The sequence below is a fragment of the Okibacterium sp. HSC-33S16 genome, assembly GCF_024171565.1.
In the GTDB taxonomy this organism is placed as follows: domain Bacteria; phylum Actinomycetota; class Actinomycetes; order Actinomycetales; family Microbacteriaceae; genus Mycetocola_A.
In genome coordinates this window covers 135,780-149,771 of sequence record NZ_JALJZZ010000001.1, presented here as the reverse complement: position 1 = coordinate 149,771, position 13,992 = coordinate 135,780, and the positions used below count along the sequence as shown (strand labels likewise).

General features: G+C 62.8%; 12 protein-coding genes. 3 read left to right on the top strand and 9 right to left on the bottom strand.

Annotated features, from left to right (window positions below):
• Positions 1-82: 82 nt before the first annotated feature.
• Complete coding sequence (locus tag L1277_RS00725; protein ID WP_253374445.1) at positions 83-745, top strand: pentapeptide repeat-containing protein; 663 nt, start codon at positions 83-85, stop codon at positions 743-745.
• Here the strand turns inward: L1277_RS00725 and L1277_RS00720 are convergent.
• On the bottom strand, positions 742-1,314 hold the full coding sequence (locus L1277_RS00720; RefSeq protein WP_253374444.1) for an ABATE domain-containing protein: 573 nt from the start codon (positions 1,312-1,314) through the stop codon (positions 742-744). The two genes, L1277_RS00725 and L1277_RS00720, sit on opposite strands and share 4 nt — an antisense overlap.
• Positions 1,315-1,411: 97 nt before the next feature.
• On the opposite strand from L1277_RS00720, the gene L1277_RS00715 reads away from it, so the two are divergent.
• Complete coding sequence (locus L1277_RS00715; RefSeq protein ID WP_253374443.1) at positions 1,412-2,416, top strand: DMT family transporter; 1,005 nt, start codon at positions 1,412-1,414, stop codon at positions 2,414-2,416.
• Between the two features lie 43 nt (positions 2,417-2,459).
• Here the strand turns inward: L1277_RS00715 and guaA are convergent, their stop codons facing one another.
• The 6 genes from guaA to L1277_RS00685 all read right to left on the bottom strand — a co-directional run bounded on the left by guaA (position 2,460) and on the right by L1277_RS00685 (position 9,129).
• Positions 2,460-4,043, bottom strand: a complete 1,584-nt coding sequence (gene guaA, locus L1277_RS00710; RefSeq protein WP_253375247.1) for a glutamine-hydrolyzing GMP synthase — start codon at positions 4,041-4,043, stop codon at positions 2,460-2,462.
• Positions 4,039-4,506, bottom strand: coding sequence for a DUF3817 domain-containing protein (locus L1277_RS00705; protein WP_253374442.1), 468 nt, complete (start codon positions 4,504-4,506; stop codon positions 4,039-4,041). Before L1277_RS00705 ends, guaA begins: the two co-directional genes overlap by 5 nt.
• A 4-nt stretch (positions 4,507-4,510) precedes the next feature.
• On the bottom strand, positions 4,511-5,284 hold the full coding sequence (locus tag L1277_RS00700; RefSeq protein ID WP_253374441.1) for an SURF1 family protein: 774 nt from the start codon (positions 5,282-5,284) through the stop codon (positions 4,511-4,513).
• 55 nt (positions 5,285-5,339) lie between these two features.
• Positions 5,340-6,719: a cation:proton antiporter gene (locus L1277_RS00695; RefSeq protein ID WP_253374440.1), complete on the bottom strand. Its 1,380-nt coding sequence runs from the start codon at positions 6,717-6,719 to the stop codon at positions 5,340-5,342.
• 5 nt (positions 6,720-6,724) lie between these two features.
• Positions 6,725-7,255, bottom strand: coding sequence for a cation:proton antiporter regulatory subunit (locus L1277_RS00690; RefSeq protein WP_253374439.1), 531 nt, complete (start codon positions 7,253-7,255; stop codon positions 6,725-6,727).
• A 146-nt stretch (positions 7,256-7,401) separates the two neighbouring features.
• The gene (locus L1277_RS00685) at positions 7,402-9,129 is read right to left on the bottom strand and encodes a glycerol-3-phosphate dehydrogenase/oxidase (RefSeq protein WP_253374438.1); all 1,728 of its coding nucleotides are present in this window, start codon (positions 9,127-9,129) and stop codon (positions 7,402-7,404) included.
• Positions 9,130-9,366: 237 nt separating this feature from the next.
• On the opposite strand from L1277_RS00685, the gene poxB reads away from it, so the two are divergent.
• Positions 9,367-11,097, top strand: coding sequence for a ubiquinone-dependent pyruvate dehydrogenase (gene poxB, locus L1277_RS00680; protein ID WP_253374437.1), 1,731 nt, complete (start codon positions 9,367-9,369; stop codon positions 11,095-11,097).
• Between the two features lie 9 nt (positions 11,098-11,106).
• Here poxB and L1277_RS00675 read toward each other — a convergent pair whose 3' ends face one another.
• Positions 11,107-12,225, bottom strand: coding sequence for a GuaB3 family IMP dehydrogenase-related protein (locus tag L1277_RS00675; RefSeq protein ID WP_253374436.1), 1,119 nt, complete (start codon positions 12,223-12,225; stop codon positions 11,107-11,109).
• A 118-nt stretch (positions 12,226-12,343) separates the two neighbouring features.
• Positions 12,344-13,846, bottom strand: a complete 1,503-nt coding sequence (guaB, locus tag L1277_RS00670) for an IMP dehydrogenase (RefSeq protein WP_253374435.1) — start codon at positions 13,844-13,846, stop codon at positions 12,344-12,346.
• Positions 13,847-13,992: the final 146 nt, after the last annotated feature.

The window sequence follows — 13,992 nt, the reverse complement described above, 5'->3', positions numbered from 1 at the left end:
AAGCCCCTGGTTGCCGCGCAAACGGTGACGCAGGGGCTTTCTTGTGCCCACATTCCTGTTCGCAACTCCCGTCTGAGGTTTCATGGCTCACCGCCCGACCACCCATCCCCCGCGTCTCGACGCTCTCCGTGCGGTACAGCGCTCGTTCGGAAACGCCGACGCACTCGACATCGACGATGACCGAGAACTCGAGGAGTTTGTCGGCGTTGATTTGAGCGACCGCGATCTCTCAGGGACAACCTTTCGCGAGTGCTCGTTCGAGGACGTGACCCTGACCGACACCAACCTGCGTGGCTCCCGGTTGATCGAGAGCGTCCTGACCACGGTGAACGCCCCGATCCTGCGCTCGAGCCGGTCGACGTGGCGCGACGTCACGCTGACGCGGTCACGGATCGGATCTGGTGAACTCTTCGATGCAACCTGGCAGTCGGTGCACATCTCGGGGTGCAAGCTCGGTTATGTGAACCTGCGCGGCTCATCTCTTACCGACGTGCTGTTCGAAGATTGCACGATCGACGAGCTCGACCTGGGCGGAACCACCGCCACACGCGTAGCCTTTACCGGCACTCGAGCACAGACGCTGGATGTGACCCGCGCCACCCTCAGCCACGTGGACCTCCGGGGCCTCGAGTTCCAGACAATCCATGGCCTCGAGGGGCTCAAAGGGGCGACGGTCAGCGACTATCAGTTAAGCGAACTGGCGCCACTGTTCGCGGCCCAGCTCGGCATCGTCGTCGAGAACTAGATTCGCTCGCTGACCTTCTCGCCGCGCAGCCGAGCGCGGTATGCCGCCACGTGCATGCGATTTCCGCAGTTTCCGACGTCACAATAGCGCTTGGACCGGTTGCGCGAGAGGTCGACGACGACCGCCGTGCAATCGTCGGCCGCGCACTCATGAAGTCTGTCAAGCTCCTTCGCGCGAACCACATCGATGACGGCCATCGCCGTCTCAACCTGAAGCCGGTGGGCGACCGGTGCGGACGACTCGGTGGCATGCAGGTGCCAGTCCCAGTGGTCGTGCTTCACCAGTTGCGGCAATGCGTGAGCTTCCTGGAGAAGTTCGTTGACGAGAGCAACGACTCCATCCTCATCGTGTGTCCACAGCTCACGGAGCCGGCCTCGAAGCGCCCGAACGTCGTCCAGCTCCTCGGTCGCGCCTGTGCGTGACCCGGTGAACTCATTCCTGTCGAGGAATTGCACGAGCTGCGCGGGCGTCGACAATTCGTCATCGCCACTCTTCGACGCCCCGGGAAGCGTGTTGATGAGCGCCGCCGTGGACGCCAGCGACACCTCGGTGTCATGTGCAAAAAGCATGTTGACTCCTGACAGTTCGCGGGATTAGTGTCATCACCATAAACCAATTTACTCCTGACAGGGGGAAGCGGCGCCCCGGTGGAGTCGCGCGACGCTCATGACAACTTCAGCACCGAACGCACTCATCACGAATGGCGGACACCCTGCGCGTGCACAGCTTGCGGGTGTCGCCGTCGCTCTCGCGAGCGCCCTGATGTTTGCTCTCAGTGGCCCGTTCGCGAAATCGCTGATGGACGCGGGCTGGTCCCCCGGCGCTGCTGTCCTCGTTCGCATCGGCGGCGCGGCGTTGATTCTGCTGGTTCCCACGGTGGTGGCGCTCCGGGGACGCTGGGGCTCGCTACGCCGAAGTGGCAAGGTCATTGCGCTGTACGGAACGATCGCTATTGCCGGGGCGCAGGTCGGCTTCTTCAACGCGGTCTCGTACATGTCAGTGGGCGTCGCCCTCCTCATTGAGTATTTGGCGCCGGTGCTTCTCGTTCTTCTTGTCTGGGCGCAAACGCGCCGGCGGCCAGGCGTCCGCACTATTATCGGCACCGTCGTCGCCATTGTCGGCATGGTTCTCGTCCTCAACCTCACCGGCACCCAGACCGTGCATCCCGCGGGGGTCGCCTGGGCCCTCCTCGCCGCCGTGTCGCTCGCGACCTACTTCATCCTTGGAACGAAGGTCAGTGACGAGCTTTCACCGCTCGTGCTCGCCGGCGGCGGTCTCGTTGTGGGCACCGTGGTCGTTGCGCTCTGCGGCATCGTGGGCTTGCTTCCCTTGGCCTTCTCGAGCGCAGACGTCACGATGCTCGGCGTGCAGCTCTCGTGGCTCGTGCCGATACTCTCCCTTGCGTTGATCTCGACGGCAGCGGCCTACGTCTCCGGCATCGTGGCCACGGCGAAACTCGGCACGCGCATCGCCTCATTCGTCGGACTCTCTGAAGTGGTTTTTGCTGTGATCGCGTCCTGGCTTCTGCTCGCCGAGTTGCCGGGATGGCTCCAGCTACTCGGCGGCGTTGGCATCCTGGTCGGGGTGATCCTCGTGCGTTCCGACACATACACGCCGCCACATAGCACTCGGCGCCCCAGTCAGCGGACGGCTGCAGCGCCCACCCCTTAAAGGCAAAAGGACCGGCTCGCTAGCCGGTCCTTTCACACTGTCATTACTCCCACTCAATGGTTCCCGGTGGCTTCGACGTCACGTCGAGAACGACGCGGTTGACACCATTCACCTCGTTGGTGATGCGGTTCGAGATCTTGGCGAGAACGTCGTACGGCAGGCGCGTCCAGTCAGCCGTCATGGCGTCCTCCGAGCTCACCGGACGCAACACAATCGGGTGACCGTATGTTCGACCGTCGCCCTGCACACCGACCGAGCGCACATCGGCGAGGAGAACGACCGGGCACTGCCAAATTTCGTTATCGAGACCGGCGGCCGTCAATTCGTGGCGAGCGATAGCATCCGCTGTGCGAAGCAATTCGAGACGTTCGGCGGTGACCTCACCGACGATGCGGATTCCGAGACCTGGGCCAGGGAATGGCTGGCGACCGACGATGACCTCGGGCAGGCCGAGCTCGCGTCCAATGGCACGCACCTCGTCCTTGAACAGGGTTCGCAGCGGCTCGACGAGCTCGAAAGTGAGGTCGTCGGGCAGTCCACCGACGTTGTGGTGGCTCTTGATGTTGGCGGTTCCGCTGCCTCCACCCGACTCGACAACATCGGGGTACAGGGTGCCCTGCACGAGGAACGCGATGGGGTCGCCGTCGTCTTCGAGCGATTCGGCGATGAGGTCGGCCTGGGCCTTCTCGAAGGTGCGAATGAACTCGCGGCCGATGATCTTGCGCTTCGTTTCGGGGTCGCTGACACCCGCGAGGGCGTTGAGGAACTGCTCGCGAGCATCAACCGTAATGAGACGGATGCCGGTGGCGGCAACGTAATCTTCCTCCACTTGCTTACGCTCGTCCTGGCGAAGCAGACCGTGGTCGACGAACACACAGACCAGCTGGTCGCCAACGGCCTTGTGCACGAGCGCGGCGGCAACGGCAGAGTCGACGCCACCGGATAGGCCGCAGATGACCTTGCCGGTGCCGATCTGGGCACGAATGCGGTCAACCTGCTCGGCAATGACGTTGCCCGGGTTCCAGTCGGAAGGGATGCCGGCGGCACGGTGCAGGAAGTTCTCGAGGACACTCTGGCCATACGCCGAGTGCTTCACCTCGGGGTGCCACTGCACACCGTAAAGCTTGCGCTCGTCGTTTCCGAACGCCGCAACCGGGGTCGATGCGGTCGACGCCAGCACGGTGAAACCTTCGGGAGCCTGAGCGACCGAGTCACCGTGGCTCATCCACACGGTCTGGTCGGCGGGCTGACCGTCGAGCAACACGTTGGCGCCCGGTGCGAGTGAGGCGTCGGTTGATCCGTATTCGCGCAGGCCGGTGTTCGCGACCTCGCCGCCGAGGGCACGGGCCATGACCTGGAAGCCATAGCAAATGCCGAGAGTCGGCACGTCGAGGTTGAAGATGCCGCTATCGAGCGCCGGAGCGCCCTCTTCGTACACACTCGACGGTCCACCGGACAAGACGATGCCGACCGGGTTCTTCTCGGCGACCTCCGCGGCGGTGATCGAGTGCGGAACGATCTCAGAGTAGACGCCGGCCTCACGTACGCGACGTGCGATCAGCTGGGCGTACTGGGCGCCGAAGTCGACGACGAGGACGGGGCGGGCGTTGGTTGCCTGCTCGCTAATGGGATGCCTCCACGGTGTTCGATGATGGTGCAGCAGATGATGCTGATGCCGAGCGCTCGGCACGCGAAGCGAGATACGTGCGCACCTCGCGGGCGACGCGTGTCTCCAGGAAGAAGGACAGGAGCGGGATCACGCCGCCGAGGGCAAGAAGAAGCAGGCGTGGGAATTCCCAGCGCATGAGGCTCCACAACCGGAAGTTGCTGAAGAGGTACAGAACGTAGAACCAGCCGTGAGCGATCAGGATACCCGTCGACAGGTTCACGGCTTGCGCGGTTCCACTCGGCACGAAGGCGAGGAATCCGTAGGCACCGCCGAGTTCGAGCTCGAGCCCGAACACGTACTTCACGAGCATCTCAGCACAGAGTGCGAGCAGCATGACACCGGTGATGATCGACGCGATCTGGTAAAACTTCAGAGCACCGACAATTCGCGGTAAATCGCTCTCGCGAGGTTCAAGTGGCATGACTCTATTCTACGTGCCCGGTTCCTGTGCGTTCGAGCTCAGCTTCCTCGTCTCGGCGGGACTTGGCGTCCTTCACGAGGTGGAACCACACGAAGATCGCGAACCCGGCAAAAACGACCCATTCGACGGCGTAGAAGATGTTGAGCCAGTTGAGCGTGACGTCCTCGACAACCGGTGGAGCATCGATCACCGTGAGCGGGTCGGGAGCCTCATCGGCGACGACGTATCCGTTGTACACCGGCCGGTCGCCCATTTGCGTCCAGATATTCACGAACGCCGCCGTTGACATCGTCGTGAGTTCGAAGGGATCGCCGTCCTCGTCGGGCACCTCCGGCGCCTGAGACGCGTTCAACCTGCCGCCTATGGCTACAACGGATGTTTCGGTGCCGGCATTCAAATCAGCGGCCGTTTTTTCCGCAACCTCGCGATCGTTCGTCCACCCGAGTGCGATAGCGATGGAGGCCTCTGGTTCCGATTCGGTGATCAGGTGTCCGGTAACCCAATAGCCGGTCTCGTCGAGGTTCACCCGCTCGCTGACGACGAGGAAGTCGCCGGGTACGTATGTCCCGCTCAACTCAACCAGCTGGCCAATGGCGTTGTCACGCAGCGGTCCGCCCGGCTCGGCAACATCTTCGAGCGCACGAGTGCGTTCAGTCGGCTGGTCAACCGTCTCCGTGGAGATGACCGCACGCTCCAACTGCCACTGCCCCAGCCACGCGAATGCCCCCGATACCAGTAGCGCGAGGAGAAGCATGGCAATCCAGCGCGGTTCAAGCATGGTCCGGAAGAGCGTCTTCGGCTCATCCCTCGTGCCGGAGGGTGTCGGGGGGTTGCTAGTAATCGTCGTCTCGTTTCGTGAGGTCTGGCTTGTTCTCCGTCGCGTTCATCGCCTGCTCGATGATCCGGTCGACGGCTCGCGCCGTTGTTGCTGAGTCCGGGGTCCCGTCGCCGCTGGTTGCCGCTTCGACAAGGGCAATCTCTTCGGCGAGCATGGCGTCGCGCGGTCGCGCCGGCGCGGTCCGCTTTGTGCGCAGGATCGCCGCGCCGATGCGTTCGGAATTCGATGCGAGAAGCGGTCCCATCACGCTCACGACGAGAACGTAAAGTCCGGCGAACGGCTGCAGCCTGGGGTCGAGGCCGGCGGTGAGGGCGAGGATCGCGAGAATGAGCGCGAACTCTCCTCGGTTCATGAGGATCGCGGCCGCGTTGATACCCGCTTGCGCACTGAAGCCGTAGAGCCTCGACATAAACTGCCCGGCGACGACGTTGAGCACGACAGTCAGCACCACAGCGACGATCACCGGCCAGATGACCTGTGGGAACTCGGTGGGGTCGAGCCCCAACCCGAAGTTGAGGAAGAAAAACGCACCGAACACATCTCGCAGCGGCACGGCCACGTGCTCAATCTTCGTGCTGTACCGGGTGGCGCCAAGCACCAGTCCGATGAGGAACGCACCGATGGCGTCGCTGACGCCGAGCACCTCGCCCAGCCCACCGAAGAGAACGGCGAGCCCGAAGAAGAGGATGGTGAACAGCTCGTCATCCTTTGTGCGAAAGAGCCGGCCAACGAACGCACCTCCCCACCGCGCAATGCTGAACATGACGATGAGGAATGTGAATGCGATGGCGAGCTTGCCTGCCACGAGCCACGGCTCGTTTTCGCCGCTCAGCACGACGGAGACAATGGCGAGGTAGATCGCCAGGAAGATGTCCTGCACGACGGTGACGCCAAGGATCATCGGCGTTTCCCGGTTCGCGAGCCGTCTCAGCTCGATGAGAAGCTTCGTGACAATGGCGCTCGACGACGTACCGATGATGCCCGCAATGATGAGCGCTTCCTTGGTGCCCCATCCCAGCGCGAAGCCGAAGATCAACCCGGCGCCCATCAGAAGGATGAGATAGGACCCGCCGGAAATCAGCAGCTTCCCGGCATTCCCGAAGAACTCGTCCTGATCGAACTCGAGACCCAGGTTGAAGAGCAGCAAGATCAGCCCGAACACGGCAATGAGTTCGATGTAGTCGCTGTGGAAGTTGAGCGGGAACCAACCGTTGTTTGGGCTCGCGAGGAACCCGACGATCATATAGATCGGGATCGCCGGAAGGCCGATGACTTTACCCAGTCGACCCAGGATGTACGCGACAACCAGCAGGGTGCCGAGAACGACCAGGTCCGTTCCCAGTGAGGACGCTTCCGCGGCTGCTGCGCTGATCATGCGGGTCAAACTCCCGGCGGAGAGTCAGCAGAACCGCCGAGGCGCGACGCACCGGTGCGGAAGAAGGCAAAGGTCTTGGCGACCTTTTCCGGGCTTCCAGCCACGACGAGGGTGTCTCCCGGAAAGACTCGGAAGTCCTCGCTTGGAGCAGGATTCGCTGATTCGCCACGCACAACGGCGACAACAATGAGGCCGACAATTCCACGGTCTGCCGGGTCACCAAGCGGTTGGCCGGCAATATGGTCGCCGTAATCGACGGTAAACCAGTCGATGCTCAGACCGGGAATCTGGTCCAGCGCTGTCAGCGACTCGGTGATCTGGGTGCCGCCGAGCAATTCGGCGAGTGTGTGTGCTTCGTCTTCGCTCAGTCGCAGTGAGACCTTGCTGGCGTCAGATCCATCTTCGTCGTCGGCGAAGGTGATCAGATCGCTGTGTCCAGACCGGTGCGCAATGACACCGACCTTTCCTCCGTCGGCGGTGATGAAGGTGTGCAGCACTCCCACACCGGGAAGTTTTACCCGCCGAACGTCAACCATGGTCGGACTCCTAGGGATTTATGGGAAGTGTTGCCAGTCTATCGGAGCGCAGAACGCACTCGGCGAGCAGGACCCGTGGTCCAGCGCACAGAGAACTGGCCCCGATTCCTTTCGGGCATCGGGGCCAGCGTGAACGCGGGTGCGCGCTACGGAGTAACGATTTCCGGAGCTTCGAGACGAATCCGATCTGCTGATTCGTCGTCAGGTTGCTCCTGCGAGGCGCGCTCTGCAGCGACCCGCTTGAGGTACACCGCCACCTCGCGTTCGGTGCGCTCGTCGTCCCAGCCCAGCACTTCGGCCATCAGTCTCGCGGCGACGGGAGCAGCCGAGACGCCGCGGTCCCACGCTTCGATCGAGATTCGAGTACGCCGGGCGAGGACGTCCTCGAGGTGCAGAGCACCCTCATGCGTTGCCGCGTAGACCACTTCAGCGCCGATATAGTCATCGGCGCCGGGCAGAGCTTCGCCGAGTTCGGGCCGTTCACGGATGAGATCGAGCAACTCGTCGGTGAGCACACCATACCGGTTGAGCAGGTGCTCAATTCGCACCGTGTGCATCCCGAATGCCCGCGCGATCTTCGCACGCTTATTCCACGCCGCCTGGTAACCCTCGGCACCGATGAGCGCGATGTTCTCAGTCGCCGACGGAGGCACTTTCCCGTCGAGGGCATCGGCGGCTGCGTCGATAGCGTCTTTCGCCATCACGCGGTAGGTGGTCCACTTACCGCCGGCGATGACGACGAGCCCCGGCACCGAGTGCGCGACGAGGTGCTCGCGCGACAGCTTCGAGGTCTGGTCGCTCTCTCCGGCGAGCAGGGGGCGAAGTCCCGCGTAGACGCCTTCAACGTCATCCCGGGTGAGCGGCACGGCCAGGATCTTGTTGACGTGCTCAAGCAGGTAGTCGATGTCCGCCGCAGTAGCTGCCGGGTGAGCCTTGTCAAGGTTCCAGTCGGTGTCCGTCGTCCCAATGATCCAGTGCCGACCCCACGGAATGACGAAGAGCACGCTCTTCTCCGTGCGAAGGAGTAGTCCCATTGTCGACTGGAACCGGTCACGTGGCACGAGGAGGTGGATGCCCTTTGAGGCACGCACCTTGAATTGGCCACGCTCGCCGACCATTGCCTGGGTGTCGTCGGTCCACACACCGGTCGCGTTGACCACCTGCTTTGCCCTCACCTCGAACCGCTCACCGGTCTGAAGGTCGTGTGCCTTGACGCCGACAACGCGCTGCCCGACCTTGAGGAACCCTTCGACCCTCACCCGGCTGGCCGCGTGTGTGCCGTACGAGGAGGCCGTCCGTACGACCGTCGACGTGTACCGGGCATCGTCGACCTGAGCGTCGTAGTAGGTGATCCCGCCCACAAAGGCGTTGTTGCGCAGCGACGGAATGGCCCGCTGAACCTGGCGCTTGAGCAAATGGCGGTGGTGGGGAACACCGGGAGGGCGTCCACCCGTGTAGCTGAAGATGTCGTAGAGGAGCATGCCTGCACCGATGTACAGGCGCTCAAAGAGCGGGCGGTTCAGTGGGTAAAGGAACCGGACCGGCTTCACAAGGTGAGGTGCAATGCGCTGGAGCAGCAGTCCACGTTCGATCAACGCTTCGCGGACCAGGCGGAAGTCGAGTTGCTCAAGGTAACGAATTCCACCGTGAACGAGCTTAGAGGAACGGCTCGATGTTCCGCTCGACCAGTCACGAGCCTCGAGAATTCCGGTGGAGAGCCCCCGGGTGACCGCGTCGAGCGCCGCACCAGCGCCGACGATACCGCCGCCGACAACGAGGACGTCAAGTTCCTTGGTCTTCAGAGCCTCGATGGCAGCGGCACGTTCTTCGGGTCCGAGCTTGGTCGAATGTGAAACGGTGTTCGAATTGGCCATTGTTGTCTCCTCCAGCGACCGAGCCTGTCGCGGTCACCAGACCCTTCGTGGTGGGTGGCACCGACAGGCTACGCCACACCTCTTCCTTCGAAGCTAATGCACACGTTGTGCCCTGACAACGGGTTGCACACACGGTTTGATGTGTGCGCGCCACCCCCTTAACTTCGCGAACCGGGTGTGCTGGACTCGGAGACGCGCGCTGGAACGGACGCGCCACGAGGGAAGCGAGGGACACGAATGGCAACAATTGCAGCGAACATCGTCGACACTCTTCAGGCGAGCGGGGTGAAACGGGTCTACGGCATCCCGGGCGACTCGCTCAATGGGTTCACTGAAGCGCTTCGCGGTGACGGGAAGCCGGAATGGGTTCACGTTCGCCACGAGGAAGCGGCCGCACTAGCCGCATCTGCCGAGGCAGGCCTCACCGGACAGCTCTCGGTCTGTGCAGCGAGCTGCGGCCCCGGCAACCTGCATTTTATCAACGGCCTGTACGACGCCCAGCGATCCCGGGTTCCTGTCCTCGCCATTGCTGCCCACATTCCCAGCGGAGAGATTGGCAGCGGCTACTTCCAGGAGACCCATCCCCAGGAACTTTTCCGCGAGTGCAGTGTTTACTGCGAACTCGTCAGCTCTCCTGAACAGATGCCCCGCCTCCTTGAGATCGCGATGCGAACCGCGGTCGAGAAGAAAGGCGTCGCCGTTCTGGTGATTCCAGGCGATGTCCTTCAGGCCAGGGCGGAGAGCACGCGAGTTGCGTCCATTTTCCCGACCGAGAGTTCCGTCCTGCCGAGCGCTGAGGGACTTGCCGAGGCTGCCCGTCTACTCAATTCGGCAGAGAAGGTGACCATCCTGGCTGGGGCCGGTGTTGCTGGCGCTCACGCGGACGTTATCGCCCTCGCTGACGCCTTAGGCGCTCCCATCGTTCACGCGCTCCGCGGCAAAGAACACATTGAATACGACAACCCATTCGACGTGGGCATGACCGGTCTGCTGGGCTTTAGCTCCGGATACCGCGCCATGGAAAATTGTGATGCACTGCTCATGCTGGGGACCGACTTCCCGTACCAGCAGTTCTTCCCCGAGCAGGCGGTGAAGATTCAGGTTGACCTTCGAGGCGAGCAGTTGGGACGTCGCACCCCGCTCGATCTCGGGCTCGTCGGCACCGTGCGCGACACCAGCCAAGCCCTGTTGTCACTGATCGAACGGAAGAAGGACCGCGATCATCTCGAGTCATCGCTCAAGCACTACCGAAAGGCACGCAAGGGGCTCGACGAGCTCGCGACGAATGACCGAAACCGGGCGCCGATCCACCCGCAGTATCTCGCCCGGCTCGTTGATGAACTTGCCACGGACGACGCTGTCTTTATTCCGGATGTCGGGTCGCCTGTCGTGTGGGCGTGCCGGTACCTCACCATGAACGGCAAGCGTCGGATGATTGGGTCGTTCACGCACGGAACCATGGCCAATTCCGTCTCCCAGGCGATCGGCGCGCAGGCCTCACACCCGGGGCGACAGGTGGTCGCTCTCGCTGGAGACGGCGGACTCACGATGCTTCTCGGCGAACTGATCACCCTGACGCAAAATCGTCTGCCCGTGAAGATCGTGCTGTTCAACAACTCGTCGCTCAACTTCGTGGAGCTCGAGATGAAGGCGGCGGGGTTGGTGAACTACGGAACTGATCTCACGAACCCCAACTTCGCCGACGTCGCAACGGCGATGGGCATTCACGGTCAGCGCGTTGAACGTCCCGATGACCTGCCCGAGGCACTACGTGCAGCGTTCGGGCACGATGGCCCAGCTCTCATTGATGTGGTTACCGCCAGGCAGGAGCTTTCACTCCCACCGACGATCACTGTGGAGCAGGCAAGCGGCTTCACGCTGTATGCGATCCGAACGGTTCTGTCGGGACGCGGCGAAGAACTCATCGATCTTGCGCACACCAACGTTGTTCGGAGGATCCTGAAGTAGAGAGATGCCTCAGTAGGTTCGATACGGAGCGAGGACAACCTCGACCCGCTGGAACTCCTTGAGGTCGGAGTACCCAGTGGTCGCCATCGAGCGTCGGAGCGCACCGACGAGGTTGGCCTTCCCGTCCGCAACTGTGGCCGGTCCGTAGAGAACCTCCTCGAGCGTTCCGATCTGGCCGACTTCGACGCGCTTCCCTCGGGGAAGCTGCGAGTGGTATGCCTCGGTACCCCAGTGGAAGCCACCACCGGGCGCGTCGGTGGCGCGAGCCAATGTCGTGCCGAGCATGACGGCATCCGCCCCACAGGCGATTGCCTTGACGATGTCTCCCGCGGTACCAAGTCCACCGTCTGCGATGACGTGCACGTAGCGCCCACCGGACTCGTCCATGTAGTCGCGGCGAGCACCGGCGATGTCAGCAACAGCCGTCGCCATGGGCGCGTGGATTCCGAGCGTCGCCCGGGTGGTTGATGCCGCTCCACCGCCAAAGCCGACAAGAACACCGGCCGCTCCGGTACGCATGAGGTGGAGTGCGGCCGTGTAGGTTGCAGCGCCGCCAACGATTACGGGCACGTCGAGCTCGTAGATGAACTCTTTGAGGTTGAGCGGTTCCTGGTTCTTGGAAACGTGCTCGGCGGAAACTGTTGTTCCGCGGATCACGAAGAGGTCGACGCCAGCGGCGACAACGGTTTCGTGCAGCTCTTGCGTTCGCTGCGGCGAGAGTGCACCAGCGACGGTTACGCCAGCGGCGCGGATCTCAGCGAGCCGAGCCGTGACCAGTTCCGGCTTGATCGGCTCGGAATAGATTTCCTGCATACGCGCGGTGGCGGTGTCGGCGTGAAGACTGCGGATCTCAGCCAGCAACGGCTCCGGGTTTTCATAGCGCGTCCACAACCCTTCAAGGTCAAGCACACCAACACCGCCGAGCTTACCCATCATGATGGCGGTCGCCGGGGAGACGACCGAGTCCATGGGTGCGGCGAGGATCGGAATGTCGAAGGAGTAGGCGTCAATCGACCAGGTGACCGAGACGTCTTCGGGGTCCCTCGTCCGCCGGGACGGGACCACGGCGATGTCATCGAAGGCATATGCCCGGCGTGCGCGCTTGGAAGCGCCGATCTCAGTTTCCATACTCACTCCTCCACCCTACCGTTTGCAGCTTCGCGGCCCTGTAGTGCCGGGGGCGAAGTGGCCAGATACGCACAAACCCGCACGAGTGTGCGCTCGTGCGGGTTTGTGAAAGCCAGGCTTAGCGGCTGTAGTTCGGGGCCTCGACGACGATCTGAACGTCGTGCGGGTGAGACTCCTTGAGACCTGCCGGGGTAATACGGACGAACTTGCCCTTGGCCTTGAGCTCGTCGATGGTGCGTGCTCCGACGTAGAACATCGACTGACGGAGACCACCGATGAGCTGGTAGGCCACGGAGGACAGCGGGCCACGGTAAGGAACCTGCCCTTCGATGCCCTCCGGGATGAGCTTGTCGTCGCTTGGCACGTCGGACTGGAAGTACCGGTCCTTGGAGTACGAGGTCTTCTCGCCGCGGGTCTGAAGCGCGCCCAGCGAGCCCATGCCGCGGTACATCTTGAACTGCTTGCCGTTGACGAAGACGAGCTCTCCCGGGCTCTCGTCGCACCCGGCGAGGAGCGAACCGAGCATGACCGTGTCGGCGCCGGCAACCAGGGCCTTGGCGATGTCGCCCGAGTACTGCAGACCACCGTCGGCGATGACCGGGACGTCGTACTCCCGAGCGGCGAGTGACGCTTCGTACACAGCGGTGACCTGAGGAACACCGACACCGGCGACAACGCGTGTTGTGCAGATGGAGCCCGGTCCGACGCCGACCTTAACGGCATCGGCTCCGGCCTCGGCGATGGCCTTGGCTCCGTCACGGGTAGCGACGTTGCCGCCGATCACATCGACGCCAGCGAAAGCCTTGTCAGACTTGAGCTTGCGGACGATGTCCAGGACTCCGGCGGAGTCTCCGTTGGCCGTGTCGACAACGAGCACGTCAACTCCGGCGTCGAGGAGAGCACCCGCACGCTGCCAGGCGTCACCGAAGAAGCCGATGGCCGCTCCAACCCGGAGCCTGCCCGAGTCGTCCTTGGTCGCGGAGGGGTACTTTTCGCGCTTATCGAAGTCCTTGACCGTAATGAGGCCCTTGAGCTTGCCTGCGGCGTCAACCAGCGGAAGCTTCTCGATGCGGTGCTCGGCCAGGATGCCGATTGCGTCCTCGGGCGTAATGCCGACCGGAGCGGTGATGAGCGGGGAGCGGGTCATGACGGCGCTGACCGGGGTGGTGGCCTTCTCCTGAGGAGCGACGAAGCGCATGTCACGGTTCGTGATGATGCCGACGAGAACACCGTCGGAGTCGATGACGGGAAGACCGGAGACCCGGAAGTTGCGGCACAGGGCGTCCACTTCGGCGACCGTCGCGTTCGCCGTTGTCGTGACCGGGTTGGTGATCATGCCTGACTCACTGCGCTTGACGAGGTCAACCTGCTCAGCCTGGTCACCGATCGACAGGTTGCGGTGCAGGATTCCAATGCCACCCTGACGCGCCATGGCGACAGCCATCCGCGATTCGGTCACTGTGTCCATGGCACTGGAGAGCAACGGAGTCGCGACGCTGATGCGCTTGGTCAGGCGCGAGGAGGTTTCCGCCTCACTTGGAATGACGTCGGTATGTCCCGGAAGAAGCAGGACATCATCATAGGTAAGTCCGACGAAGCCAAATGGGTTTGAGGTTTCCATTGCATCCCTTCACAGAAGCGCGAGTTTCCGGTGTTGGTAGCTAACGGATGCCACGTAAAAGGGGACATCGCACCGGTAGTTAATGCTAACCGGGAAAAGGTAACGATTATGCCCGGGTCGTCCGACATTGATGTGAGGAATACCCA

What these genes read in the sequence shown, in the direction of transcription:
- L1277_RS00725 (WP_253374445.1), top strand. Translation starts at nt 83, where the DNA reads ATGGCTCACCGCCCGACCACCCATCCCCCGCGTCTCGACGCTCTCCGT.
- L1277_RS00720 (WP_253374444.1), bottom strand. Translation starts at nt 1,314, where the DNA reads ATGCTTTTTGCACATGACACCGAGGTGTCGCTGGCGTCCACGGCGGCG.
- L1277_RS00715 (WP_253374443.1), top strand. Translation starts at nt 1,412, where the DNA reads ATGACAACTTCAGCACCGAACGCACTCATCACGAATGGCGGACACCCT.
- L1277_RS00705 (WP_253374442.1), bottom strand. Translation starts at nt 4,506, where the DNA reads ATGCCACTTGAACCTCGCGAGAGCGATTTACCGCGAATTGTCGGTGCT.
- L1277_RS00700 (WP_253374441.1), bottom strand. Translation starts at nt 5,284, where the DNA reads ATGCTTGAACCGCGCTGGATTGCCATGCTTCTCCTCGCGCTACTGGTA.
- L1277_RS00695 (WP_253374440.1), bottom strand. Translation starts at nt 6,719, where the DNA reads ATGATCAGCGCAGCAGCCGCGGAAGCGTCCTCACTGGGAACGGACCTG.
- L1277_RS00690 (WP_253374439.1), bottom strand. Translation starts at nt 7,255, where the DNA reads ATGGTTGACGTTCGGCGGGTAAAACTTCCCGGTGTGGGAGTGCTGCAC.
- L1277_RS00685 (WP_253374438.1), bottom strand. Translation starts at nt 9,129, where the DNA reads ATGGCCAATTCGAACACCGTTTCACATTCGACCAAGCTCGGACCCGAA.
- poxB (WP_253374437.1), top strand. Translation starts at nt 9,367, where the DNA reads ATGGCAACAATTGCAGCGAACATCGTCGACACTCTTCAGGCGAGCGGG.
- L1277_RS00675 (WP_253374436.1), bottom strand. Translation starts at nt 12,225, where the DNA reads ATGGAAACTGAGATCGGCGCTTCCAAGCGCGCACGCCGGGCATATGCC.
- guaB (WP_253374435.1), bottom strand. Translation starts at nt 13,846, where the DNA reads ATGGAAACCTCAAACCCATTTGGCTTCGTCGGACTTACCTATGATGAT.